Below are 22,703 nucleotides of genomic sequence, written 5' to 3'. Positions count from 1 at the left end.
GAATAATGACTAGTTACCCAGAACCCTTAAGTTGACTGAACCTGTCTTGAACCTTTTAACTAGATTAAGTAGTATTAGGTTCCTGAAAATCTCCATGTATGCTTCAGCTGGTTCTGGTGAATGCAACTTAATTCCGTGTTTAATAGCCATGTCCTTAACGTTCCTAGTGCAGAGCATTCTAAGTGGGCATGTTGAACAGTAGTCTCTTGCCGAATCCCTGAATATTACAAGGCCATGAACTGGATCCACGAAGGCTCCCTTATTTGGTAGTAATCTGATTATGATTGTGCCATTAACCTCCTCTACAGTGGATACTACGTAGACTGATGCAGCGAAACCATAGCCACTGGAACCTTTAATTAACCATCCACTCTTAATAAGAGTCCTTAAGTGCCTTGATAACTGCCCCCTAGGTACTGATGTTGCCTTAAGTAATTCATTAAACCTACTGATGCCCTTAGCTATTGATGATACTACTGTTAAGTTAATGTCATTGAAAACCACGTTAAAATTACGTTCACTCATCACCACGTAGGAGCCCTCCTCAATACTTGCCTCAAGTCTACCTGGAAGTACAACAATATCAGGCTTAAACTCGGCCATATTTGGGAAGAGGGAAGGCTATTATTATGCTTTAATGACCCTTATTCCCGGCTTAACATCCTTAAACACACATTACACTACATAGTCCATATAACACTTAAAGTCAAGTTAAGCGAGGGAATAGGAGGCTAAAAGCCAGGACTCTTAAGAGTGTTCACTCAATTGAGTTAAGGCTATTAAGGAGGTGGTTCCTAGGTACAGTTATAAAGGGGGCTTAGGCAAGGGGTCATTATGCAAAATACCCAGGAGGCTGAGCAGGGTAGGGGTCATGGGAGGGTTATTGTAGCTGCAGTTAGGATTAGGGGATTGGCTGATGCTGAACCAGATGTTAGGCATACGCTTAACCTACTGAGGCTTAGGCGTAGGTTCACCTGCAGCGTATACGTGTTATCGGATTCAATCAGGGGGATGCTTAAGACTGTTGAAAGTTGGGCTACGTGGGGTGAGTTAAATAGGGATACCTTGATTCAACTGCTTAGGAGAAGGGGTAGGCTTGTTGGTGACTTACCTCTGACTGATGAGTACCTTAAGAAGTATGGGTGGGGTAGTGTTGAGGAGCTTGTTGATGCTTACCTTAAGGGTGAGGTTAAGAGCCTCTGGTGTAGGAGAAATGAGAGGCCAAAGATGATTAACGGTAAGGCCTCCTGTATACCTGGCCTTAAACCATTCTTTAGACTACATCCACCTAAGGGAGGATTCAAGGGGAGTATTAAGAAGCCTTACGGTGCTGGAGGGGAATTGGGGTATAGGGGTTTAGGCATTAATGAGCTTATACTAAGCATGATCTAGGCCTTAAGCCTCTTAACTACTAAACCAGGTGCATTAACCTCCTTAAACCTCTTAACCTTAATGATGGGTCCCCTAGGCGCATAGGTTAATCCATCTATGAAACTTACTTCACAGCATTCACCCCTCACAGGTTTAATGTACATTATTGACTCAAAGTTCCTGTAATCATCAAGGTTACCGTAGAATAATGACACCTCAAAAACCTCCGATAGGATTAGGGCTAATTGAACACCAGGTTGAGTTACAATAACCATTGAAGCTGGTTTACTTAAAATAGGCCTGGAAGGTAATAGGTCCCTAAGTAACTTAACTCCACCCAGGGTTATTACGTAAGGTAGCCTAATTAATGTGTCCTCCCTGATCCTATATAGAACAATTGATGATGGATTACCGTGAAATGATGTAAACATAACTATGTAATTAGCCCCAATGCCTAAGGCCACGGACGCAATATCTATTAATCCACTTCTACCCCTATTAACCTTAACCGCATTAGGTATGGCTAACTCAAGTTCATTCACGAATTGCCTAAGCCTTATTGACGCATCCCTGGACGTGGTTAAAACCACTACCATTCCAGGGAATTAACCAGGCTAAATTTATTAAATCTTCCCGCATTAAACCTACTTAACCATTGCGGTTGCATTGCTTAAACACTTAAAAATGAATCAACATTAGCCGCATCATGAGGAGGGGAAAGTTAACGCTTTGGGAAGCTACCGCAGTGGGTTTAGGTAACATTATTGGCGCTGGAATATTCGTTATGGCTGGTTCAGCAATAAACCTAGCGGGCCCTGGAGCTCTACTAGCCTTCATAATAACCGCCCTCCTGGCCATGAGTGTTGGGTTAAATAGTGCTGAAATGGCCTCAGCATTCCCAAGTGTTGAGGGTGGTGTTTACTCCTTTGCTAGGTTAACCTTAGGTGACTCAGTTGGTTTCCTAGTTGGCCTACTTAGGGTAGTTTCATACATTATAGGTGGGGCTGCTGTTGCATTAGGCTTCTCAGGATACTTAACCTCACTGGATGCGCCACGTTACTTAATTTACCCAACCTCAATCACCCTAATAGTAGCTTTATCCATACTATATAAGGCCGGCTTAAAGATTGCATCTGAGTTTGAGAAGTACTTAACCTCAATAAACATAGCCGGCTTAGTAATTTTCATAGTGGCTGGGTTAATATACTCTGGTCCACTTAAGACAAGTCACTTTAAACCCCTCCTACCTCATGGTTTATTCGGTTTAATCGAATCCTCATCACTAGCCTTCTTTGCGTATTCAGGCTTCAACACTATAGCCACCTTAACGCCATCAGTGAAGGAGGGTGAGAGGAATGTACCTAAGGCAATAATGCTGTCACTAGCCATAACAACAGTAATATATATTCTTGTGGTCTTCACAATGCTGTACATAGCACCATGGCAACTCTATGGGACTAGGCCTGATCCATTAAGCTTCGCCCTTGAGGAAGCTAGGGCACCAATGGCTATTAGGCTTACTGTATCGTCGGTTGCATTATTATCAACATTCACAGTAACCCTCTCAATGATTATAGCTGGTGTAAGAACTATGGAACAGATGGCCTACGATAACGTAATACCAAGGAGCGTTGCTAGGGGCAATAGGCCACTGTTAATAGTCACTATAGCAATGCTTATTTCACTGGCGCTTGGTAACGTTGAAACCCTTGGGCTCGTGGCTAATTTCGGTGTAGTATTCTCATACATAACTACACCAATAGCTGTTATAGTAATTAGAAGGAGGGGGATAACTGGATCCTTTAAGACCCCCATGTACCCAATACTGCAAATACTAGCGATAATACTGTCCCTACTAGTAACCAGTGCATTAGGCTATAAGTCACTTGAGATAGGGGCCATGACGCTAATCGTAGGTATACTAGTTTACGAACTGCATGAGGAGTTTAATTTAATTGAGAAAAAGCACCATAACTCAGTAGCTAAGGATTAGGTTATGGTTAAATTTTAAGGATTATCCTTCCATAGGGGAATTAAGATGAATTAACCCTTAGTTTTAAGCTATATTAATTAATGAAAATTAACAGACATAGCGATTAAATTTCGTAGTAATAATAGCACTATTTCTTAAATAATGTACCTAATATTTCAACCTTTATTATACTTACCTAATTTCTGTGCCTAGGAAGGAAAGTTTTATATATCCTTACCTAAATAAGGGGGTTAATGCGGATTCCGTTCTGCGAGTTCTGCGTGAAGACGAGGCTGTTTTGCAGTAAGTGCCAGTCTCTGCTTAACAGTGGGCAGTATGAGATGTATGACGTAGATGTCATAGATGCAATACTTAAGTTAACCGATAATGATCAGAAGCTTAAGAATATGCTGAGTAATGTAGAGTATTATAAGTCCTATGAGATTGATGACTCATACTTCGTGGCTCTAAAGGGTATTAGGCGAGTGCCGATTAATGTTGTTAGGCAACTTGAGGATAAGCTCTCTGAAGCCCTCAATAGGAGGGTTAAGATAATTGAATACACTGCAGACATTAATGAATTAGTAACACAAGTAGCCTACCCAGCTAGGCCAACTGTTGCAACAACCTGGCTACCTGATGGAACCAATGAAACTGAGGTTAGGATAATGAGGAGGGATGCTAGGAGACTTAGACTTAGACCCTCCGATATGGCTAGGTTACTGAGTGCCATAACTAACAAGAACGTTAAAGTGAAGGTAATTAGCCACGACCAGTTAAACACCGCGTAATCAGGTGGAGGAGGCTAAGCTAGGCATTAACCTAGCTTGCGCTATACATGGTTAAAGACCCGTAAGCCTCAACGTTACAAGTTAAGTTAACTTTAGTTACTTAATCTTCTGTAAATTAGACTCCACAGCCTTAATAATGAGCCCCTCAGCCTCATCAGTAACCCTACTCCACCTAGCTAACTTAGCCTCATACGTCCTCTTAATGAACGCTGCCTTAATTGGTATATAACCTACGTAGTCATTCACGTAACCAGCCACCATAATTACCTTAAACCCCATGTTCCTTGCTACATTACTTATTGCCATTGCGGACTCAATGAATGGCTCACCAGGTATGGTGGCGATTAGCAGGTCCCCAATCCTCACTAAGTTAACTTCAGTCTCTGTGAATCTACTATTGTCCTTAGATACTTCATACTCCTCATCACTGTACATTAAGGTTAAGTAATCCTCATCAGCCCATATTGACTCAGTCGGTTCACTAGGTAACCCACCCTTAGTCATAACTCTTCTAAAAGCCTCCTCATACCTTGACTTAGCCTCCTCATGGCTAATAGTCCTGAGGGGTAGGGTAACTTTAACTTCCTGAACGCCAATAAGTGGAGCAGTTGGCTTAAGGGAACGTACGGCTTCAATCACTGATGATGATAATGAATACCCCAGGTAACTCATGTAGCCCCTCCCCTTCCTAAGTGGATCAATATCGCCTGTTGCTCCAGTTAAGAACATTGATTCAATGCCATTACTGAGGAGTGACTCATACATTACACCAGGGTAATCGGCTGAGAAGCCTAGGTCAGTGTTGCAGACTGGGTGGCATGCGTAATTAACTAGGGCCACTCTGCCTTTACCTAAATTAACCATTAGTATTGGTAATTCACTACTCACTAAACCGCCCTTAAATGACCTATTGAAGCATAATTCCTCAGTCCTTCCTAAACCTATCCTTAACTCAGCCTTCTCCGTACTGTTAAGCTTACGCGCCACGTCAGTTAACTTATCCACAACACTGGTGAACCAGTTATTGTACTCAGCCTTCTCCCTTTCACTATAGGGTAGGGTGTTAGGCCACATTGGTATTATTGTTTCAGGTGCTGAGTGGGTATGTGTTGAGAAGACAATAACCTTATCCTCCTTAACCCCGGTCACCTTACTTACACTCCTCCTAATTAATGAAGCATCATTACTGTATAATCCAAGTAGATCAAGTTGAATCAGAATGATTTCCACATCACTACTTGATATCATTAATAACCTAGCGTATAAGTCATCGTGAACCTTACTTGATGGCTTACCAACCCTATGGGCATATCCCCCTAGCCTAAGCCCAATGGGTGGTGTTATGCTTACTTTACTATACGAGGCTTCAACGACCATAAGCACCACTTAACATTAGCTTAACATCACTTAAGCTTAACTCCCTTAATTCACCCCACCCAGTGCACTCACCCCTAATCCACTCATCAACGTGCTTCACAGTGAAGTCATCATCCCTAAGGTGCGGGTAAGATGAGTAAACCCTGTTGATTTCCTCAAGTTGCCCTGGGGACAAGTCCTCATCCTGGTTAAGCGTCCACCTACCAGTAAGTAGGCGACTCCTCCTGAGAACCTCATTAATACCTGGTATCACTCCCTTGAAGTCATTGGCAGCATCAAACACTGCACCATTAACATCAGTAATTTGGGCGCTTAGGGTTAGTAATTCCTTAGGTATATGCTCTGATTCAGCCACTGACTTAACAAGCCTAAATATCTCCATGGATCTCTTAGTCCAGAAGGACCAGTGGCCAAGTAACCCACCCACTACCTTAACCTCATTAATGCCTCCACGCCTATCAGTGAACTTGAACTTGGTTAATAGGTCAATAATTATATTATCATCATTACCCGTGTATAAGGCAACCTCCCCAACCTTACCAGCATCAGCCACAGCCCTTGCAACATCAATGGTAGCGTACCGGTTGAAGGGAGCGACCTTAATGGCAACCATGTTCTCAACCTCCTCAATAAGTCTCCTCCAGAAGCCGTAACTAAGCCTAACACCACCCACTGCTGGTTGAAGGTAGAAACCGAAGACCGGTATCTCCCTGGCTACGGCCTTCACATGTTCAATAATCCTATCCTGAGGCTCCCCAGCTAGGCTATGTAGGCTAACTAACCCAGCATGGTAACCAAGCCCATAGGCTAACCTAGCCTCCTTAACTGCCTGCTGTGTATTACCAACAATGCCAGCCACCTTAACAACCTTACCAACCCTCCCACTGCATTGATCAATAGTCTCAGCAGTAATCTTAAGTAGGGGTTCATACATACCATTCTCATGAACCTTAAACTGAGTAGTGTGGACACCAATCGCCACTCCCCCAGCCCCTGAAACTAGGTAGTATATTGTTAAGGCTCTCTGCCTAGATTCATCAATCCTCCTATCCCTAGTTAAGGCAAGTGGGTGAGCAACTATGGCTACACCATTCCTAATCATATCATACACATCCCGCGGCGGTTCAGGAAAAGCACTCATACTTTGCCTTATGTGCTAGAGAATTTAAACGCTCACGCCTTGGCATAATGAAGTATTAGGGTATTTTCTTAGTTTCCTCAAGGTGCTTCATAAGCTTTGAAGAACATCCTCCGCTTAGAACCCACCTGGGTAGTGAACGCCTCACCTAGGCCTATTAGATTAGTGGAGCCTCATGCCATTAAGCTCGGCAACTACTAGTGAATCCATGTACCAGTGAAGCATAGTCAATGGAAGTTAAAATGAGGATACAGGAGCAAACGGAAAGTTAAATAAACCAGTTTAAGTAACTGAGTTTAATGTCAACTAGGCGTAGGAGGAGGAATACTGGTATGCAACCCTTAATGAGCGCGGGCTTACTTATGTTTAGGGATGTTAAGGAGATTGAGAAGGTTAAGATACCGCCAACAGTAACTATAATGATTGGGTTAGCTGTGCCAATAATAGTCATACTACTTTACCTACTGGTTCCCGTTTAGTACTGCTCAAACCATTAACCATACAGTTCAGGTGTATGGTTTAAAAGCCTGCTCAACCCTATTGCAGTGTGGAGTGCGGTAAGGCTAGGGTTGAGGAATTACTTAAGGAGGCTAATGCTGAGTACAATGAACCAATTGAAACCTACAGGACAATGATTGAGGAGAACTGCTTCGCCCAGGCTAAGGTATTTAGGCTTAGGGATAAGTACCTTGTTTACATGGTTGATGAAGAGCAGGCATGCGTTGAGGTGACTAATAGTCTGGAGGAGGCTAGGGATATTGCTAAACGCTTCACTGACTCAATATGTGTTTAGAGGGGGGTTTATGGTTATTAATAGGCACATGCTCAGTAAGAAGGATATTAAGAAGCTCATTAATGAAGTTCCATGGTTAAGCGAGGTTTATGGAACCATTGATGAGGCTGAAGTCATCAAGGTTAGTGACGTATTGGAAATATATAGGATTATGAATGATGCTGCGCTGGTTAAGGCAATGGTTAATGTAAATAACTCCAATGTTAGCTTAATGTACCCAACACTGCTTGCAGCCAATAAGTACCCATCATTAGTGAAGCATTACCCAGTGGTTCAAGTTGATGAAGGGGCGGTTAAGCCAATAGCCACTGGGGCTGATGTAATGAGACCTGGAATAAGGGAATTAATTGGGTCTTTTAAGACCGGTGACGTGGTCTTAGTTAAGAGTCCTGGGGGAAGGATCATAGCTGTTACGGTTAGTTTATACAATAGTGATGAGGTTCTTAACATGAGTAGGGGGAAGGTGCTTAAGAATATTCACCACATTGATGATGAGGTTTGGAGATTAATGAGTGAAGTGCATGAGCATAAGTAATGTAGTAGCGTCCTATAATGAATTAAGTAAACTTGATTTAAGGGTTCTTAGGGTAATTGAGGTTCTTCACAGGAATTATGAATATGTCCCGGTTAGGAGGATTGTCAAATACATGAACTTAAGTGAGGAGGTTATTAATAAGTCCATTTCCAAGATGAATAAGCTTAAACTACTGGTTAGGAGGGGTCCTGATAATGTTAGGTTAACTTTCCCGGCATACGACATATTGTCAATCCACACTATGGTTAAGAGAGGCGTCATAGATGCTATAGCCCCTACGCCTCTTGGGGTTGGTAAGGAATCAGACGTTTATGCCGCTGAGTCATCAAGTGGAGATAAGTATGCGTTGAAGTTTCACAGGATTGGTAGGGTTAGCTTTAGGAATACTAGAAAGTATAGGGTTTGGATTGGGGAGAGGAGGCACATTACTTGGCTTTATGAAGCCAAGATATCAGCCCACATGGAGTACATGGCCCTTACTGAGGCCTATAGGGCTAAGGTACCTGTACCAAAACCCAGGGCTATTACGAGACACTTGGTGGCTATGGAGTACATTAATGGCATTGAACTGTTTAAGATTAGGTTAAGTAACCCAGAGAGCGTTCTTGAGCAGATTATTTCAGCAATCGAGGATCTCCTAAGGATAAACGTAATCCACGGTGACTTAAACGAGTACAATATACTAGTTAACCCAAGTAGCGAGAAGATAACGATAATAGATTGGCCACAATGGATGTACGCTAATGTTAAGGGATCCAAGACTATCCTCATGAGGGATCTCAACATAATACTAAGGTACTTCAAGTCAAACTACGGGTTAAACATAAGCATTGATGCCGTCATGGGTAGGCTAGCGCCCCTAATACCAAGCAGTGAATTACCACCAGAGAAGGTGTACTCTAGGTTAATTAAGAGGATTACCTCCCTAGTTAGTTAGATTAATTAGCAAGTAACCTAGTTAACGCGAAGCGCTTAGTAACTTATTTAACTCCACATCCTTGAAGAGCATCCTCCTATATAGTGCTATCGGGTAATCTGCATGAATCAATTTATCACGTTTCACATCATTATCCTGAGTAAGCACTACCCTACGGTCTTGATGAAGTACATATGCGTTGAAGGGCATTAGTAACTTAGTTAGTATCTTATCAATCATCTTAATCCCAGTAACATCCATGTATAGGCGTACATATATTTTAGTGTTGGTTGCATTAATAGGTGCGAAGAATGCCACTATTCTCATGCCCTCTGATACGTAGTTCTCCCAAAGGTTTGGGTAAATGAACCATAAGTAATTCCTTAACAAGCTTGCATCTATTTGACTACTCCTTAAGGGTCTTTGACCCCTATCTACTTCATTAAATGGGTAAACAATGAAGGAGTATTCATCGATAATTTTAACTAATGGCCCATTCACAAGCGTCCTACCTCCCCTACCTATCGTATTATAATGAACGAAAGGCAAGTGAAAAACATCCAGCTGATTCTCAACAGCCCTAGGTAAAGATACACCCCACACCTCACTTATCTCAGAGTACACGGTTAATCCCCTCATATCGTTAAAGAACCTTGGTGAATCACTTGGATTACCGTCACCATACCAAATCCAAATGATGCCATAATCCTCATGCACTGGAATAGGAAAAGCCTTTAAGTACTTAGGCATTTCCGATGCACTACCTAGGGCAGGGATCTTGACAACATTCCCTGAACCATTGAATTCAAATCCATGGTATGGACACTGAATGTTACCGTCAATCACTTTACCTAGAGATAACTTGGCATGCCTATGTGGGCAATTATCAAGTAGTGCATTAACTTTACCTGACTCATCTCGCCAAAACACTAAGTCAAGGCCAAGCCTTCTAACACCAAGGGGTTTACCCTTCCTTAATTCATTTGATGAAAGAACTGCAAGCCACATATATTAATGAACTCTATTTAATTCCTATAAAAGCATTACATCGTAATTACCTTAATCTATGGTTCTTAACCAGATCTTAACGTAGCGGATTATACGAATAAGGTTCCATTAATGAGCATTATAAGGTTAAATTGACTCCGTGAACATTTCTGCGAAAATCCACTTAGTGATTCTAACGTGCATTAATTTACTTCATTGCTTGATTAATCATTATGTGTGAATTAAATTGATAAAGTAGATTCATGGCCTTTAATCTCAACTATTAATCATGAATAATGATTAACTTAGACCGTAGTGAATTATTTAGCTACTGAGTCTTTAAGACCTCATCAATTCTCTTTAAATCGTCTTGGCTTAGCTTCACGTTTAATGCCCCTAAATTGTCCTCAAGGTGCTCCATTCTGCTTACCCCTATGATGGGTATTATATTGACTCCGAACCTCTCCTGCATGCTTATTAACCATGCCAATGAGACTTGACTTAAGGTAGCTCCCTTGGACTTAGCTATTTCATTAAGCTCAAGGAGAATCTTAAGGTTCCTATCATTGAAGTACCCTTGTAGGCCACTTGATATTGCTGCCCTTGAATCACTGGGTGTGGTCCACTTCTTAGTGTTGAAGTCAACGTACTTGCCTGTTAATACTCCTTGGGCTAGGGGTGAGTAGGCTAGTATTGCCATGCCGTACCTCTTGGCTACAGGTATCTTGTCTCTCTCAATATCCCTACTGAGGACATTGTAAACCTCCTGCATTGTTGTGAATGGCTCTAGGTTATGCTTATCGGCTAGTTCCATGAATTCTACTATGTCGTGGGCTGGGTGATTGCTTTCACCAATGTAGTTGACTAAACCATCCTCAACAAGGTAGTTAAGAGTCCTAAGAGTCTCAATCTTAGGAGTATCAGGATCGGGGGCATGTATTTGATATAGGTCAACGTACTCTAAGCCAAGTCTCCTTAATGATTCCTTAATCTGCCACCTAATGTGCTTCCTAGACAACCCCTCACCATTAGGCCAAGGAGCCATCTGTCCCCTAACCTTAGTGGCTAATACAATGGACTCCCTGTCCACAGTCTTCAGGAATTCACCAACGACTTTCTCCGAGTTGCCCACGTGGTTAAGGTCGACGGGCGCCATTGCCCCATGGTACCTGTTAGCCGTGTCGATGCAGTTGATTCCCTCATCATAAGCCCTCCTCATGATTTTAATGGTTGTATTAACATCAACCTTATGAACACCGTACTCATCCCTCTCATTAAGCCTAGGCAGGTACCAGGTGCCTAAGCATAGTTGCGAAACCTTAACCCCAGACCAACCAAGCTTAACATACTGCATAAGTCAGCTACTGGGCCTTAGTTTTTAAAACATTTCATGTCCAATAATGTTCACTTTAGCGTTTATAGCGCAGTAATGCTTAAAAATAGTTAACTGAACTACACCTATGAGGGACGGTAAGCTCCAATGGGTATAAGTAGGCCCGCCTTGGGCCTATATTTAACTGCAACATACCCAAGCAGTAGACGCTTCATAGAAGTCCTTGATAAGATAAAGGGCCTGGTGGACTTCCTGGAGATTGGTATACCAACCCGTGACCCTAAGTATGATGGGCCAGTTATTAGGATGGCTCATCAAGGCGCTGAACTAATGGGGCTTGAGGCCATTAAGGTTGTTGATGATTACAGTAAGTACAGTAAGGTACCAGTGCTAATGGGTTACATTAGTGACTACTATAATTCACTTAATGATGTGGCTAAAGTTGCTAGTGATGTTGGAGCAGTAACAGTGCTATTCCCTGACCTAATATTCGACTACCCTGAATTAATAGATAAATATATTGAAGTAATGAGGAGCAGTGGATTAACACCCAGCTTCTTCATATCAAGTAAAACCCCCTATAGGTTAATTAGGAGACTGAGTGAACAGGAACCATTATTCATATACCTAGGCCTATACGCTGCCACCGGCATTAAGTTACCTATTTACATTGAGCAGAACGTGGTGACTATTAGGGGTATTTTAGGCGACACCTTCCTAGTTGTTGGCTTCGCAGTTAATAATCCTGACATGGTTAGGTCATTAGTTAAGGCTGGGGCTGATGGTGTTGTTGTTGGTTCAGCGTTCATTCAAAGAATTAATGATCTTAATGATGCCTTAAACTTCCTTAAGGGTCTTAGGGGTGGTTTACCATGACTAATGTCCCAGCCTACTGGTATAATATTGCAGTTGACCTACCTAAACCACTTCCACCACCAATGGATCCATATGAGGGGGAATCCAGGATAGCGCTACTTAATAGGATAATGCCAAGTGAGCTTCTTCACCAAGAGTTCACATCATTAATGTACGTACCTATTCCTGATGAGGTTAAGGAAATATACATGAGGCTTGGTAGACCCACACCACTAAGGAGGGCTAGGGGGTTGGAAAGGTTAATAGGCAATGGCGTTAAGGTGTATTATAAGTTTGAGGGTGCATTACCAGGTGGTTCACATAAGCTTAACACTGCCGTACCACAGGTTTACTATGCCCTTAAGGATGGCGCCAAGGAAGTCGCCACTGAGACTGGGGCTGGGCAATGGGGCTTAGCGGTATCCATAGCCGCCGCGTTAATTGGGATTAAGGCTGTAGTCTTCATGACTAGGAGCTCCTACTTGAGTAAGAAACAGAGGGTCATGTTCATGAGAACCTACGGTGCCACTGTTTACCCAAGCCCCAGTGAGGTCACTAAGTACGGTATTGATGCGGTTAAGGCTAATCCAAATCACCCAGGTAGCTTAGGTTTAGCAATAAGTGAGGCAATAGATTATGTACTTCAAGGTGAGGGACGGAGGTACATTCCAGGTAGCGTCCTTGAGTTTGTCCTAATGCACCAGACCGTTATTGGGCAAGAGGCCCTCAGCCAAATACCGGAGGAACCTGACCTAGTGGTTGGCTGCGTTGGTGGTGGAAGTAACTTCGCCGGCTTAACATACCCATTCATAGGCGCTAAACTGAGGGGTGAAGGCTTCGACAAGACTAGGTTTCTTGCAGTTGAATCCAAGGCAGCCCCAAAGCTAACTCAAGGTAAGTATGAGTATGACTTCCCAGACTCAGGGGGATTACTACCCATGATTAGGATGCTGACCCTTGGGCACAATTACGTACCACCACCAAGCCACGCCGCCGGGTTAAGGTACCATGGAGCAGCCCCAAGCCTATCACTACTTGTTAGGGAAGGCATTGTTGAAACTAGGGCATATGCCCAGGAGGAGGCCCTTGAGGCTGGAGTCCTATTCGCACGGAGTGAGGGCATTATACCAGCTCCTGAGTCATCACATGCAATAAGGGCTGTTATTGATGAGGCTAAGAGAATGCCTAGGGGTAGTGTAATACTGTTCAACCTATCTGGGCATGGGTTACTGGACCCAGACGCCTACGAGAGGGTGAGTGTGCAATGAGGCCATTCCTAGAGAAGATAGCTAGGGGGCTTGAGTTAAGCCTTGAGGAGGCATACAGCGCTGCCTTAGCCATACTTAAAATGGAGGCAAGTGAAGTTGAGACTGCTGCCCTACTCATGGGGCTTAGGGTAAGGGGGGAGGGTGCCTTTGAGGTTGCTGGCTTCGCTAAGGCACTTAGGGAAACCTGCCTAAGGATACCGGTCAATGACCCATACGTAATAGACACAGCTGGGACAGGGGGTGATGGGTTAAGAACCATGAATGTGTCCACTATTTCAGCATTACTAGCAGCCTACTTAGGCGCTAGGGTTCTTAAGCATGGGAATAGGAGTGTTTCATCATCCTCAGGTAGTGCGGACTTCCTGGAGGCACTTGGCTTTAACATAAGTGTGAAACCTGAAACTGCATTGCTCATGTTGAATAAGTACAGGTTCTCATTTGCCTTCGCCCCAATGTATCATCCAGCCATGAGGAATGTAATGCCCATTAGGAAGAAACTTGGCATAAGGACAATATTCAACCTGATAGGGCCCTTAGCTAACCCAGGCCTAGTGAGGAGGCAGGTGCTTGGTGTTGCTGAACCTAGGGTAATGGACATTATTGCTAAGGCAGCGGTCCTACTGGGTTACGATCACCTAATCCTAGTCCATGGTGAACCAGGTATTGATGAAGCCTCAGTCTTCGGTAAAACAATAGTCTACGAGATTAAGGGTGATTCAATGGATAAGTACACTATTGAACCCAGGGACCTAGGCCTTGGGGTTCATGAACTGAGGGATGTGGTTGTATCAAGCCCAGTGGAGAGTGTGGAGAAGGTGAAGAGGGGATTAATGGGGGTTGATAGGGCTGCCTTAGACTTCATAGCAGTTAACACAGCTATGGCGCTTTACGTGGCAGGTAGGGTTAAGGATCCTAGGGATGGTGTTGAGGCTGTTAGGCAGATTACCGGTAATTCAAGTGACTTCTGGAGTTACATTAATGATGTTGCAGCAGTGAGTAAACGTGACGCTGCTTAAGGTATGTGGGTTAACGAGGAGGATTGACGTGGAGTTCATTGATAAGTACGCCGACTACGCAGGCTTCATAATACACTCAGATGTTAAAACACCGAGGCTACTGAATCCCCATGAAGCTAAGGATATGGCATCAGTGCTCTCCAGGGCTAAGCCAGTGGCTGTGGTTAGGGGGCTTGAGTTAAGTAATGCCCTAGAATTAGCAACTAGGTTTGATTTCCCGGTTCTTCAGTACCATGGTGTAGTTAAAGGTTATGAAGGTGGCGTTAATCTTGCACCAGTCATAGAGTACACTGACTATTCCTCAATGGTTAAGGCTATTCACGAGTACTCTGGGATTAAGGGGATAGAGTACATTCTTATCGATGCCCCAAAGATGGGGTATAGGGTATTTGAATACGGCTTAAAGATACCCTTAAGCATTGTTGAGAAGGTTGCGGGTTTAGGTAAAGTTGGGGTTGCTGGGGGTATTGGACCAGGCAATATTAAGTTCATTATCAAGTATAACCCATACCTAGTTGATGTGAATTCAGGTGTTGAATCAAGCCCCGGTATTAAGGATTGGGAGCAAGTGACAAGGGTCGCTAAGGTGATTAAGGGTGAAGGTACCCCTTGAGGAATTACCTAGGCCTAGGGAACTTGCTAGGATGCTTATTGAGAATGGGGAAGACTACGTCACCCTACTTGAAAGTGGCCCAGGCTTCCCTGAGCGGGCTAGGTTCACCATAGTGGCTTGGGGTGCTAATGATTTAATCAACATTAACGGTGACTTGTACGATGAACTTAAGGCGCTTCACCGGAAGCTCGGCAGGTTTGAGGACGGTAACATAGCCGTGGGTTACTTGTCCTATGAAGCAGTAGCATCAATAGAACCCCACTTGGCTAATGTAATTAAGACTAGTGACTGGCCTCAGGCAGAGTTCACGATACCTATGAACGTGGTTATTTACGACTACTTCCTAGGGAGAGCCTACGTTAAGGGTGAGTTACCTAGGGGCAAGCCTAGTGATGGGGGTGAATTTAACGTAACAAGCTTAATGGGTGCTACGGACCCCGTTGAGTATATGAAGTGGGTTTCAGAGGCGTTGGAGGATATTAAGAATGGTGAAGTGTTTCAAGTTGTTCTATCAAGGTATGAGGAGTATGGGTTCACTGGAGACTTAATGACCCTCTACGGGAGGTTGGCTGACCTTAACCCATCCCCATACATGTACTTCATGAAGATGGGTAATAGGCACATAATAGGTACAAGCCCTGAACTACTCGTTAAGGTTGATGGCCTTAGGGTTGAAACACACCCAATAGCTGGAACCAGGCCTAGGGGGAGGGACTCGTGGGATGACATTAGACTTGAGGAGGAGTTACTGTCAAGCATTAAGGATAGGGCTGAGCACATAATGCTTGTTGACTTAGCCAGGAACGATATAGGTAAAGTCTGCGTTTACGGGAGTGTTAAGGTTAAGGAACTATACGCTATTGAGAAGTACCAGAGCGTGCAGCATTTAGTGTCTAGGGTTGAGGGCACGTTGGCTAAGGGGAATGATGTAGTCGACGCGTTAGTGGCCACATTCCCGGCAGGCACGGTTAGTGGTGCACCCAAGCCAAGGGCAATGGAACTTATAGCTAAGTATGAGAATTCCCCAAGGGGACCATACGCTGGCGCATTAGGCATTATGCATGGAGGTGGGGGTGAATTCGCAATAATAATAAGGAGCCTATTCGCCACTGGCGGTACTATTAGGATTCAGGCTGGGGCAGGTATAGTTTATGATTCCCAACCAGAGCTTGAACTTATGGAGACTGAGCATAAGTTGGGTAGTTTGAAGACTGCTATGGGTGGTCATCATGGGTGACTTAACCGTAATAATAGATAACTACGACTCCTTCGTATACAACATAGCTCAGTACGTTGGGGAATTAGGCAGTAGGCCATTGGTCTTCAGGAATGATGAAGTCACGGTTAAGGTTATTGAGAGGATTAAGCCTGATAGGATAATAATATCACCAGGACCTGGTAATCCAATGAACCCAAGGGACGTTGGGATTTCAGGTAATATTATTAGGTACTTCACCGGTAAAGTACCAATATTAGGCATATGCCTAGGCCATCAGTTGATAGGGTACGTCTTCGGTTCAACAATAAGGAGAGCTAGGGTTATTAAGCATGGTAAAACTAGCATAATTAGGAGGGTTGCCTCATCACCAATATACAGTGGCCTACCTGATGAGTTTGAGGGAATGAGGTACCATAGCCTAGTTATTGATAAACCATCAGACTCCCTAATAGTAACCGCAGTGTCTAAGGATGATGGGGAAATCATGAGTGTTCAACACGTTGAGCACCCAGTAATTGGTGTTCAATTCCACCCTGAGAGCGTTGGCACTCAGTTTGGTGCTAGGATAATTAAGAACTTCCTTGACTTAATTTAAAGTAAGGCTTAACTAGGCTATTGCCGTTATTAATGAGTAAAGCATCCTCCACTGCACTGAAATACCGTACGCAATTCCCGCTAACGCAGCCATTATTACCCAAACCTTAGCCTTAGGCTTGGCCCTACTCATGGCCAGCACCAGGACTAGGGGTACTAGGGCTGCAAACTGCATTGTGTAGTAACTGTAGAGTGTAGTGTCGCCAAGTATGAACACTAGCCAGTAACCCAACCAAATGGTTAAGAGCATGACGGGTATTGATAATTCATTTATACTTAGTTTACTAAATAACCTACTCCTCAAGTGGGGTTCAATTAAGGCTAATGAGTAGGCCACTGCAACTAGGTATGCGCCCGGCAGCCCCATTGCATATAATGGTGGGGTCACATTGTTAACGAAGGAATCAATGCCTATTAGCCAGTCGAGGGGATTAGAGGCCACTGGACCAGGGGGCCTTGGCTCAGTAAACCACTTTAAATAGAAGAATACGTCTGATACGTAATTGTGAAGACCCCCAACTAGGTAAACTAGGGGTAATTGGGGTATTATGAATACTATGAAGGCTAATGCAATGTAAATTAACCCCCAGATGCCGTTCCTCCTATAAGTCTCCAAGTAAGCCCCAGCGAAGACCGTGAAGGCGCCTGGGTACTTACTTGCCACTGCTAGGCCACTGGTTATGGCTGAGGCAGTATACCTCTTAGTGAAGTACATGTATACTGTTAATAACGTGAAGAAGCCTACGTAGACGTCGAGAAGGGCTATTATACCCATATCCCTAAACGTTGCGTCCATTAGTAATGCCACTGATGCCAAGGAAGCGTAGGCAATGTTACCACTTATTCTTAAGGCTATGTAGTAGACTAGTATGAGCATTAAGGCTGATAGGATCATTGATGGCACCCTCCAGCTAACTGGCTTATCGCCTAGCAGGAGCATTGAAAGCACCATGAAGAGTTTACCTAACCATGGGTGTTCAAGGTTAAGGTAGGTTACGATACTTTGCTTATCGGGGTAGTAGTAACCAAACCTAACTATGCAGGTTGAATTATCCAATACATTTCTCAATTGAGTGTAGGTAACGTTACTGTACCAGGCCATGAGGTAATCCTTATAGTATATTACCGGTGAGGCACCGCTCACATTGCATGGTGGTGATGGGGCTAGGGTCACCCCATACTTGATCAGGTACTTGCCTAAACCAACCTCATTTATGAAGTTCCTGGCGGCGGAAACATACCAAATCTCGTCACTTGTATAGGAGTTTAAGTGGGGTTGAATAGCCACTAGGTAAAGCGTGAAAACCACCAGCACTATGGCTAGTGGTAGCCACCTCTTCAATAGGCTTAACATCGCCATAACGTAGGTTTAAAGCCTAGACTTAATAATTATTTTTCTAATGAACCCATGAACTTAGCTTAAATCATTATTAACTTAAAAACCCATACTAAATAAGAGCGCATGCATGAGGTTAAGAGGGTTCTTAGGTTCAAGCCCTGGATAACGGAGGACGACGCTAAGGCTGTGGTGGATGCCTTAATGAGTGGTAATTTAGTTTCGCCATATGGTAAGTATGGTAAGCTACTTGAGGATGAACTAGCCAAGTACTTGAATATTAAACATGCATTAGCGGTTTCAAGTGGAACAACGGCACTTCACTTAGCATTAAAGGCTATTGGAGTTGGGCCAGGGGATGAGGTTATTGTTCCAGCCTTCACCTTCCTAGCCACTGCATCGGCTGTATTGCACTCTAATGCAGTGCCAGTGTTTGCTGATATTTCCCTTGAAACCCTTGGCCTTGACTCAAGCAGTGTTGAGTCTAAGATTAGCGATAGGACTAAGGCAATAATAGTGGTTCACATGGCTGGTATGCCGGCTGAAATGGATGACTTAATTAAGGTAGCTAAGGAGCATAACGTATACCTAATTGAGGATACTGCCCAAGCCCTAGGTGCAGTATATAGGGGTGTTAAGGCTGGTGCCTTAGGGGACTTAGGTACATTCAGTTTTTACCCTACTAAAACCATAACCAGCAGTGAGGGTGGTGCGGTATCCACTAACTCCAGTGAATTGGCCAATAGGGCTAAGCTGCTTAGGAGTCATGGGGAAACCGGTAAGTACTACTATGAGGAGCTGGGTTATAATTACAGGATGGGTGAGCTGCAGGCTGCATTAGCCTACTCTCAACTCCTTAGGATTGAGGAAATAATTAAAAGAAAGGAGACTTTTGCCAATGCCCTCACGGAGGAGTTAAACAGCCTGGATAATAACCTACTGATATTACCTAGGCCTAAGTCGTATGTTAGGCATGCCTGGCATATATACCAAATGCTCCTCACTGATAAGGTTAAGGCGCCTCGGGATAAGGTTGTTGAGGAACTTAAGGCTAAGGGTATTGAGGCAGTAACAGTAGCCTACCCTATCCCACTCTATAGGACACCGTTATTCACTAATAAGGTTGGTCATGGTAAGGGTTGCCCATGGTCATGCCCATTCTACGGCAAGAAAATAAACTATGAACCATTACCCAATACTGAGGAAGCCACCAAGAGGGTGATTGGCATTCTTATTTCACCTTACTTCACCGAAGATGATGCCTTATACGCAGCCAGGGTAATCAAGGATACACTAATGGAGTTAAAGTAACCATTAATCACCTCTCCAATAATACAACAATTACTCACAAAGAGGTTGAGAAGCCTCACCTTTTATGGCAGGGTTTATTAAACCGTTTAGTCGTGATGCCTTAGGTGTTAAGGCTTAGTGAAACTAGTGGGCTATGAACCATGCTCTACCAAAGGCTGACAAGCGAACCTAAAAACATAATACCACCCCAGTGAGGAGCTCCGGAAAAGCGACGTAAAACCACGTTTCCTCAGAGTCAACGCATATCTTATACTTCCTTAAAAATGCTGTATAATTAATTTCACTATGTAGACGATGCGTTTACGCACACTAGATAATGTAAAATACTGAACATGAGCGCTAATGCTTAAATCTCCTTAACTCAGTGAGGAGTAGTATGAGTATTAAGTTTGATGTAATAGATGTTAAGTACCCATCCGATTCAAACATTATAATAGGGTACTCTCACTTCATAATGACTGTGGAGGATCTTTACGAGGCCCTAGTATCCTCTGTACCGGGCATTAGGTTTGGTTTAGCCTTCTGTGAAGCCAGTGGTAAGAGGCTTATTAGGCATGAGGGGAATGATGAGGAGTTGAGGAAAGCAGCGGTAGATTTATGCTCAAGGATAGCTGCTGGTCATGTGTTCGTGATATTCATAAGGAATGCCTACCCAATAAATGTCCTTAATGCCATAAAGAACGTTAAGGAGGTTACCAGGGTACTGGCAGCTACAGGTAATCCCCTTTCCATAATAGTTGCTGAGATTGCCCCTGAACGTAGAGGTGTGATTGGTGTTGTAGATGGTTACTCACCCCTAGGTGTTGAAGGCCCTGAGGATGCTAAGGAGCGTAAGGAATTAGTTAGGAAATTCGGCTACAAGATGATGCCCTAATTGGTGATTAAACTGAACTGTGAAGACGCCTATTGGGAATTGAGGAACAGGGTTGAGGTGGCTTGTGGCCCATTATCAATGTTCAGAAGGACAATGGGTATTGGTGACACTGACGACATTGCCATCTACGTAAATGATACTAGTAAGGTACCGGGGAACTTAAGAATCTTTAAAGTTGGGGTAGTGGGCTTCTCCAACAGGGCAATCTACATTAGTGGCTTACCGCATGTAAGCCTAGAAGATTTTATCTCATCATTGCCGCTTAACGGTATTGAGTACTGGGGATTAATTAATAGAGTTAACTTAACCCATATCAATACACCACTATTACTTAGGTTATCTGAGGAAGCTGGTACATTAAAATATATTACTAAGCTGCTTAAGGATGCTGGAGTTCTAATTAATGCATCTTAACTACTAAGGAGAAAATAAAATAGATAAGTATTGCCCCTTGATCTCAAACACAATACATAATACCCAAATAATTAATACTTGCCCTAATTCCTTAAAGAATAACATGTACATGCATGAATAAGCTTTAATATGCTAAGCCCAGCAGTGGAGTGCCCAAGCATGGACAAAGAGTGTGGACCCCTAAACCGCTGCTCTAGACGACCAATACTATGTTCACCTTATTTACTTCAGTGAATGCAAGGGTGGAATTGAACGAGAAGGTGATCACCCAAACGTGTTAGGACCCAAGAGCCTCATACTGCGCTTCCTCGCTATGGAGACTATCACCTATTCAAGCTTCTCATCCTCGATCTTCCTGAAGTCAGTGGTGATCACTATTACCACCTTGACCCCCTTCCCTCCTGCCTTCTCGAGGACTTGATAGACGTAATCCCTTGGAACGGTTATTACAGTCAGATCGACTGGCTCTGGGACGCCCTTGACCGACTTGTAGGCCTTAATCCCCTCCACGTCCTCGGCCTTGTTGTTGATAGGATAGACCCTCCCCTGAAAGTGGAAAGCAAGTTCTTAAAGACTACAACCCTGCCTTTTCCTTGGACTTGATGATGAAGAAACATCAAGGCCACTCAACTTAAGAGTACTCGTAGATGAGTAGTATCTGGTTGTCTCGAGGCTTGATGATGGCTAATGACTGAGGTTAAGGCACCAAGTACAAGACCCATCACCTTTGATGAAACGATCTTAAATGCATGAAGGTGAATTACTATAACAAGTAAGACAATAAGGGCAAGTAGGATAATCTGTAACCAGTCAGCGTAGCTCCTAAGTGAATCAATACCCCATAAATACCCTATAAAGGGAGGAGGCTAGTTAAAATCGCACCTATGGCAACTTTAATTAAGCTAGAAACGCTTATTAGGATAATCATGGTTCATGCTCGTGGAGGAGTTGCTTAGGTTAATCAATGAGGAAACTGAGAAGAGAGGTGTTGATATTGAACTATTTTAGCTGACTTATTAGCTCAAAAACTTGACCCAAGGGATAGGATTAACGTTTACTTGAAGCTTCACGAGAAGTACCTTAATGAGGCTGAGGAACTCTTCGATAAGGGTGACTTAATGCAGGCTAATGAAAAATATTGGGGTGCCGTTACTGCATTGCTTAACGCTATTGGTGAGGAGAGGGGCCTTCCACACTATAGCCATAGGGACTACTCCGTGATTACTGATAAACTCTATAGTGAGAGTAACGATAAGGAGCTTGTCATTGGTTTTCGACTAGCCGAGGGCCTACATGCGAACTTCTACCATAACTTCATGTCGAGGGAAGAGTTTCAATTACATAGGGAGGCCGTGGTTAATTTAGTAAGGAAACTGAAGAGTATGTTAAAGACCTCGAATTAAGTGTAAGAGATTCCTTAAGGAATAGTTTAAGGGCTTGTATTCATTTAAGCTAACTTATGGAAATACTATTGGGCAGTTAGGCTTAGTTAAGTTAGCAGACCTTGACCCTGTAATGGAGCCCCTGGATAAGTCACAGTGCTTAATAAGGTGCTCAATGATAGAAACCATTCCACGCAATACCGGGCTTCAAGTATTACCTGGCTGAATGCTTAAGCCTAGGTAACGCGACCTTTGGTCAACTTTACGCAAGGCTTGACCCATCCATGTTAAGCTACCTAGGTCCCATGGCCAACGTAACCCTGGCCCAGAATTGTGAAGCCGCAGTGGAAGCCCTTGAACCCCTAGCCCCCATGGTTAGCGTATTCTACTACGCAATGATAGGCTTCGGCATAGTTGCCTTCATAGCGGTCCTACTGATAATCTTCACCTACATGGTTGGGGTGCCCATTATTTCAAGAATAGCCGATACCATAAACTACGGCGTGATTGGATTACTCTTCGGCTATGACTCAGTAATGCCGATATTATCATCTATTATAGGCGTATCCTCAGCCATGGCTGCGGTGGCTGGTTGGGCGGCTAGGGAG

24 protein-coding genes and 2 pseudogenes are annotated in these 22,703 nt (G+C 43.6%); 18 read left to right on the top strand and 8 right to left on the bottom strand.

The window, feature by feature from the left end:
* Window positions 1-9: 9 nt before the first annotated feature.
* Window positions 10-603: an ArsR family transcriptional regulator gene (locus Q0C29_RS06675; protein WP_291999880.1), complete on the bottom strand. Its 594-nt coding sequence runs from the start codon at window positions 601-603 to the stop codon at window positions 10-12.
* Between the two features lie 231 nt (window positions 604-834).
* Between Q0C29_RS06675 and Q0C29_RS06670 the strand changes: the two genes are divergently transcribed.
* Window positions 835-1,392 (top strand): 50S ribosomal protein L30, encoded by a 558-nt coding sequence (locus tag Q0C29_RS06670; RefSeq protein ID WP_291999879.1) that lies wholly within the window; start codon window positions 835-837, stop codon window positions 1,390-1,392.
* Here the strand turns inward: Q0C29_RS06670 and Q0C29_RS06665 are convergent.
* Window positions 1,389-1,967 (bottom strand): ribosomal biogenesis protein, encoded by a 579-nt coding sequence (locus tag Q0C29_RS06665; protein WP_291999878.1) that lies wholly within the window; start codon window positions 1,965-1,967, stop codon window positions 1,389-1,391. The two genes, Q0C29_RS06670 and Q0C29_RS06665, sit on opposite strands and share 4 nt — an antisense overlap.
* Before the next feature lie 110 nt (window positions 1,968-2,077).
* Here Q0C29_RS06665 and Q0C29_RS06660 point away from each other — a divergent pair, with 110 nt between their 5' ends.
* Entirely contained in the window at window positions 2,078-3,364 is a 1,287-nt protein-coding gene (locus Q0C29_RS06660) for an APC family permease (protein ID WP_291999877.1), read from the top strand.
* 233 nt (window positions 3,365-3,597) lie between these two features.
* Window positions 3,598-4,134 carry a transcription elongation factor NusA gene (locus Q0C29_RS06655; protein ID WP_291999876.1) on the top strand — a complete coding sequence of 179 codons (537 nt, stop codon included), beginning with the start codon at window positions 3,598-3,600 and terminating at the stop codon, window positions 4,132-4,134.
* A gap of 96 nt (window positions 4,135-4,230) precedes the next feature.
* Here Q0C29_RS06655 and Q0C29_RS06650 read toward each other — a convergent pair whose 3' ends face one another.
* Both Q0C29_RS06650 and Q0C29_RS06645 read right to left on the bottom strand, forming a co-directional pair.
* Window positions 4,231-5,511 (bottom strand): hypothetical protein, encoded by a 1,281-nt coding sequence (locus Q0C29_RS06650; protein ID WP_291999875.1) that lies wholly within the window; start codon window positions 5,509-5,511, stop codon window positions 4,231-4,233.
* A complete protein-coding gene (locus Q0C29_RS06645) occupies window positions 5,501-6,652 on the bottom strand; it encodes a dihydrodipicolinate synthase family protein (RefSeq protein ID WP_291999874.1) in 1,152 nt (383 codons plus the stop codon). Before Q0C29_RS06645 ends, Q0C29_RS06650 begins: the two co-directional genes overlap by 11 nt.
* 296 nt (window positions 6,653-6,948) lie before the next feature.
* On the opposite strand from Q0C29_RS06645, the gene Q0C29_RS06640 reads away from it, so the two are divergent.
* The 4 genes from Q0C29_RS06640 to Q0C29_RS06625 all read left to right on the top strand — a co-directional run bounded on the left by Q0C29_RS06640 (window position 6,949) and on the right by Q0C29_RS06625 (window position 8,914).
* Window positions 6,949-7,128: a preprotein translocase subunit Sec61beta gene (locus Q0C29_RS06640; protein WP_291999873.1), complete on the top strand. Its 180-nt coding sequence runs from the start codon at window positions 6,949-6,951 to the stop codon at window positions 7,126-7,128.
* Window positions 7,129-7,196: 68 nt separating this feature from the next.
* Window positions 7,197-7,442 (top strand): hypothetical protein, encoded by a 246-nt coding sequence (locus Q0C29_RS06635; protein WP_291999872.1) that lies wholly within the window; start codon window positions 7,197-7,199, stop codon window positions 7,440-7,442.
* Window positions 7,443-7,452: 10 nt separating this feature from the next.
* Window positions 7,453-7,977, top strand: a complete 525-nt coding sequence (locus Q0C29_RS06630) for a PUA domain-containing protein (protein WP_291999871.1) — start codon at window positions 7,453-7,455, stop codon at window positions 7,975-7,977.
* Entirely contained in the window at window positions 7,964-8,914 is a 951-nt protein-coding gene (locus Q0C29_RS06625) for an RIO1 family regulatory kinase/ATPase (RefSeq protein WP_291999870.1), read from the top strand. The genes Q0C29_RS06630 and Q0C29_RS06625 overlap by 14 nt, the downstream gene beginning before the upstream one ends.
* A gap of 21 nt (window positions 8,915-8,935) precedes the next feature.
* Here the strand turns inward: Q0C29_RS06625 and Q0C29_RS06620 are convergent, their stop codons facing one another.
* Together Q0C29_RS06620 and Q0C29_RS06615 are read right to left on the bottom strand one after the other, a co-directional pair.
* Complete coding sequence (locus Q0C29_RS06620) at window positions 8,936-9,901, bottom strand: aromatic ring-hydroxylating dioxygenase subunit alpha (protein ID WP_291999869.1); 966 nt, start codon at window positions 9,899-9,901, stop codon at window positions 8,936-8,938.
* A gap of 307 nt (window positions 9,902-10,208) precedes the next feature.
* On the bottom strand, window positions 10,209-11,234 hold the full coding sequence (locus Q0C29_RS06615; RefSeq protein WP_291999868.1) for an aldo/keto reductase: 1,026 nt from the start codon (window positions 11,232-11,234) through the stop codon (window positions 10,209-10,211).
* Between the two features lie 126 nt (window positions 11,235-11,360).
* Here Q0C29_RS06615 and trpA point away from each other — a divergent pair, with 126 nt between their 5' ends.
* From trpA to Q0C29_RS06585, 6 genes are read left to right on the top strand one after another with little or no spacing between them, the layout of a single operon-like run.
* Complete coding sequence (gene trpA, locus Q0C29_RS06610) at window positions 11,361-12,089, top strand: tryptophan synthase subunit alpha (protein WP_291999867.1); 729 nt, start codon at window positions 11,361-11,363, stop codon at window positions 12,087-12,089.
* Window positions 12,086-13,336: a TrpB-like pyridoxal phosphate-dependent enzyme gene (locus Q0C29_RS06605; RefSeq protein ID WP_291999866.1), complete on the top strand. Its 1,251-nt coding sequence runs from the start codon at window positions 12,086-12,088 to the stop codon at window positions 13,334-13,336. Before trpA ends, Q0C29_RS06605 begins: the two co-directional genes overlap by 4 nt.
* Window positions 13,333-14,352 (top strand): anthranilate phosphoribosyltransferase, encoded by a 1,020-nt coding sequence (gene trpD / locus Q0C29_RS06600; RefSeq protein ID WP_291999865.1) that lies wholly within the window; start codon window positions 13,333-13,335, stop codon window positions 14,350-14,352. Before Q0C29_RS06605 ends, trpD begins: the two co-directional genes overlap by 4 nt.
* Entirely contained in the window at window positions 14,339-14,965 is a 627-nt protein-coding gene (locus Q0C29_RS06595) for a phosphoribosylanthranilate isomerase (protein WP_291999864.1), read from the top strand. The genes trpD and Q0C29_RS06595 overlap by 14 nt, the downstream gene beginning before the upstream one ends.
* Window positions 14,949-16,202: an anthranilate synthase component I family protein gene (locus tag Q0C29_RS06590; RefSeq protein ID WP_291999863.1), complete on the top strand. Its 1,254-nt coding sequence runs from the start codon at window positions 14,949-14,951 to the stop codon at window positions 16,200-16,202. The genes Q0C29_RS06595 and Q0C29_RS06590 overlap by 17 nt, the downstream gene beginning before the upstream one ends.
* Entirely contained in the window at window positions 16,195-16,779 is a 585-nt protein-coding gene (locus tag Q0C29_RS06585; protein WP_291999862.1) for an aminodeoxychorismate/anthranilate synthase component II, read from the top strand. Before Q0C29_RS06590 ends, Q0C29_RS06585 begins: the two co-directional genes overlap by 8 nt.
* Before the next feature lie 12 nt (window positions 16,780-16,791).
* Here Q0C29_RS06585 and Q0C29_RS06580 read toward each other — a convergent pair whose 3' ends face one another.
* A complete protein-coding gene (locus Q0C29_RS06580) occupies window positions 16,792-18,138 on the bottom strand; it encodes a phospholipid carrier-dependent glycosyltransferase (protein WP_291999861.1) in 1,347 nt (448 codons plus the stop codon).
* A 102-nt stretch (window positions 18,139-18,240) separates the two neighbouring features.
* Here Q0C29_RS06580 and Q0C29_RS06575 point away from each other — a divergent pair, with 102 nt between their 5' ends.
* The 3 genes from Q0C29_RS06575 to Q0C29_RS06565 all read left to right on the top strand — a co-directional run bounded on the left by Q0C29_RS06575 (window position 18,241) and on the right by Q0C29_RS06565 (window position 20,713).
* Entirely contained in the window at window positions 18,241-19,425 is a 1,185-nt protein-coding gene (locus Q0C29_RS06575; RefSeq protein WP_291999860.1) for a DegT/DnrJ/EryC1/StrS aminotransferase family protein, read from the top strand.
* Between the two features lie 376 nt (window positions 19,426-19,801).
* On the top strand, window positions 19,802-20,299 hold the full coding sequence (locus Q0C29_RS06570) for an adenosine-specific kinase (RefSeq protein WP_291999859.1): 498 nt from the start codon (window positions 19,802-19,804) through the stop codon (window positions 20,297-20,299).
* Window positions 20,300-20,713: a hypothetical protein gene (locus tag Q0C29_RS06565; protein WP_291999858.1), complete on the top strand. Its 414-nt coding sequence runs from the start codon at window positions 20,300-20,302 to the stop codon at window positions 20,711-20,713. It begins immediately after the preceding gene.
* Between the two features lie 327 nt (window positions 20,714-21,040).
* On the opposite strand, the gene Q0C29_RS06560 is transcribed toward Q0C29_RS06565, so the two are convergent.
* A complete protein-coding gene (locus tag Q0C29_RS06560; RefSeq protein WP_367173640.1) occupies window positions 21,041-21,223 on the bottom strand; it encodes a CoA-binding protein in 183 nt (60 codons plus the stop codon).
* 494 nt (window positions 21,224-21,717) lie between these two features.
* On the opposite strand from Q0C29_RS06560, the pseudogene Q0C29_RS06555 reads away from it, so the two are divergent.
* Both Q0C29_RS06555 and Q0C29_RS06550 read left to right on the top strand, forming a co-directional pair.
* Window positions 21,718-22,116 (top strand): annotated as a pseudogene (locus Q0C29_RS06555) (PaREP1 family protein); the annotation flags it as partial.
* A gap of 284 nt (window positions 22,117-22,400) precedes the next feature.
* Window positions 22,401-22,703: pseudogene (locus tag Q0C29_RS06550) on the top strand (cytochrome ubiquinol oxidase subunit I); the annotation flags it as partial.

This window comes from Caldivirga sp. (assembly GCF_023256255.1).
Taxonomy (GTDB): Archaea; Thermoproteota; Thermoprotei; order Thermoproteales; family Thermocladiaceae; genus Caldivirga.
The sequence above is the reverse complement of the archived record's forward strand: the minus strand, read 5'-3'. Positions and strand labels throughout refer to the sequence as shown.

Bases quoted from the DNA above. Each gene is read 5' to 3' on its own strand.
- Q0C29_RS06660 (WP_291999877.1), top strand. From the start codon at position 2,078: ATGAGGAGGGGAAAGTTAACGCTTTGGGAAGCTACCGCAGTGGGTTTA.
- Q0C29_RS06670 (WP_291999879.1), top strand. From the start codon at position 835: ATGCAAAATACCCAGGAGGCTGAGCAGGGTAGGGGTCATGGGAGGGTT.
- Q0C29_RS06645 (WP_291999874.1), bottom strand. From the start codon at position 6,652: ATGAGTGCTTTTCCTGAACCGCCGCGGGATGTGTATGATATGATTAGG.
- Q0C29_RS06580 (WP_291999861.1), bottom strand. From the start codon at position 18,138: ATGGCGATGTTAAGCCTATTGAAGAGGTGGCTACCACTAGCCATAGTG.
- Q0C29_RS06675 (WP_291999880.1), bottom strand. From the start codon at position 603: ATGGCCGAGTTTAAGCCTGATATTGTTGTACTTCCAGGTAGACTTGAG.
- Q0C29_RS06585 (WP_291999862.1), top strand. From the start codon at position 16,195: ATGGGTGACTTAACCGTAATAATAGATAACTACGACTCCTTCGTATAC.
- Q0C29_RS06665 (WP_291999878.1), bottom strand. From the start codon at position 1,967: ATGGTAGTGGTTTTAACCACGTCCAGGGATGCGTCAATAAGGCTTAGG.
- Q0C29_RS06625 (WP_291999870.1), top strand. From the start codon at position 7,964: ATGAGCATAAGTAATGTAGTAGCGTCCTATAATGAATTAAGTAAACTT.
- Q0C29_RS06615 (WP_291999868.1), bottom strand. From the start codon at position 11,234: ATGCAGTATGTTAAGCTTGGTTGGTCTGGGGTTAAGGTTTCGCAACTA.
- Q0C29_RS06640 (WP_291999873.1), top strand. From the start codon at position 6,949: ATGTCAACTAGGCGTAGGAGGAGGAATACTGGTATGCAACCCTTAATG.
- trpA (WP_291999867.1), top strand. From the start codon at position 11,361: ATGGGTATAAGTAGGCCCGCCTTGGGCCTATATTTAACTGCAACATAC.
- Q0C29_RS06630 (WP_291999871.1), top strand. From the start codon at position 7,453: ATGGTTATTAATAGGCACATGCTCAGTAAGAAGGATATTAAGAAGCTC.
- Q0C29_RS06570 (WP_291999859.1), top strand. From the start codon at position 19,802: ATGAGTATTAAGTTTGATGTAATAGATGTTAAGTACCCATCCGATTCA.
- Q0C29_RS06655 (WP_291999876.1), top strand. From the start codon at position 3,598: ATGCGGATTCCGTTCTGCGAGTTCTGCGTGAAGACGAGGCTGTTTTGC.
- Q0C29_RS06620 (WP_291999869.1), bottom strand. From the start codon at position 9,901: ATGTGGCTTGCAGTTCTTTCATCAAATGAATTAAGGAAGGGTAAACCC.
- Q0C29_RS06575 (WP_291999860.1), top strand. From the start codon at position 18,241: ATGCATGAGGTTAAGAGGGTTCTTAGGTTCAAGCCCTGGATAACGGAG.
- trpD (WP_291999865.1), top strand. From the start codon at position 13,333: ATGAGGCCATTCCTAGAGAAGATAGCTAGGGGGCTTGAGTTAAGCCTT.
- Q0C29_RS06650 (WP_291999875.1), bottom strand. From the start codon at position 5,511: ATGGTCGTTGAAGCCTCGTATAGTAAAGTAAGCATAACACCACCCATT.
- Q0C29_RS06605 (WP_291999866.1), top strand. From the start codon at position 12,086: ATGACTAATGTCCCAGCCTACTGGTATAATATTGCAGTTGACCTACCT.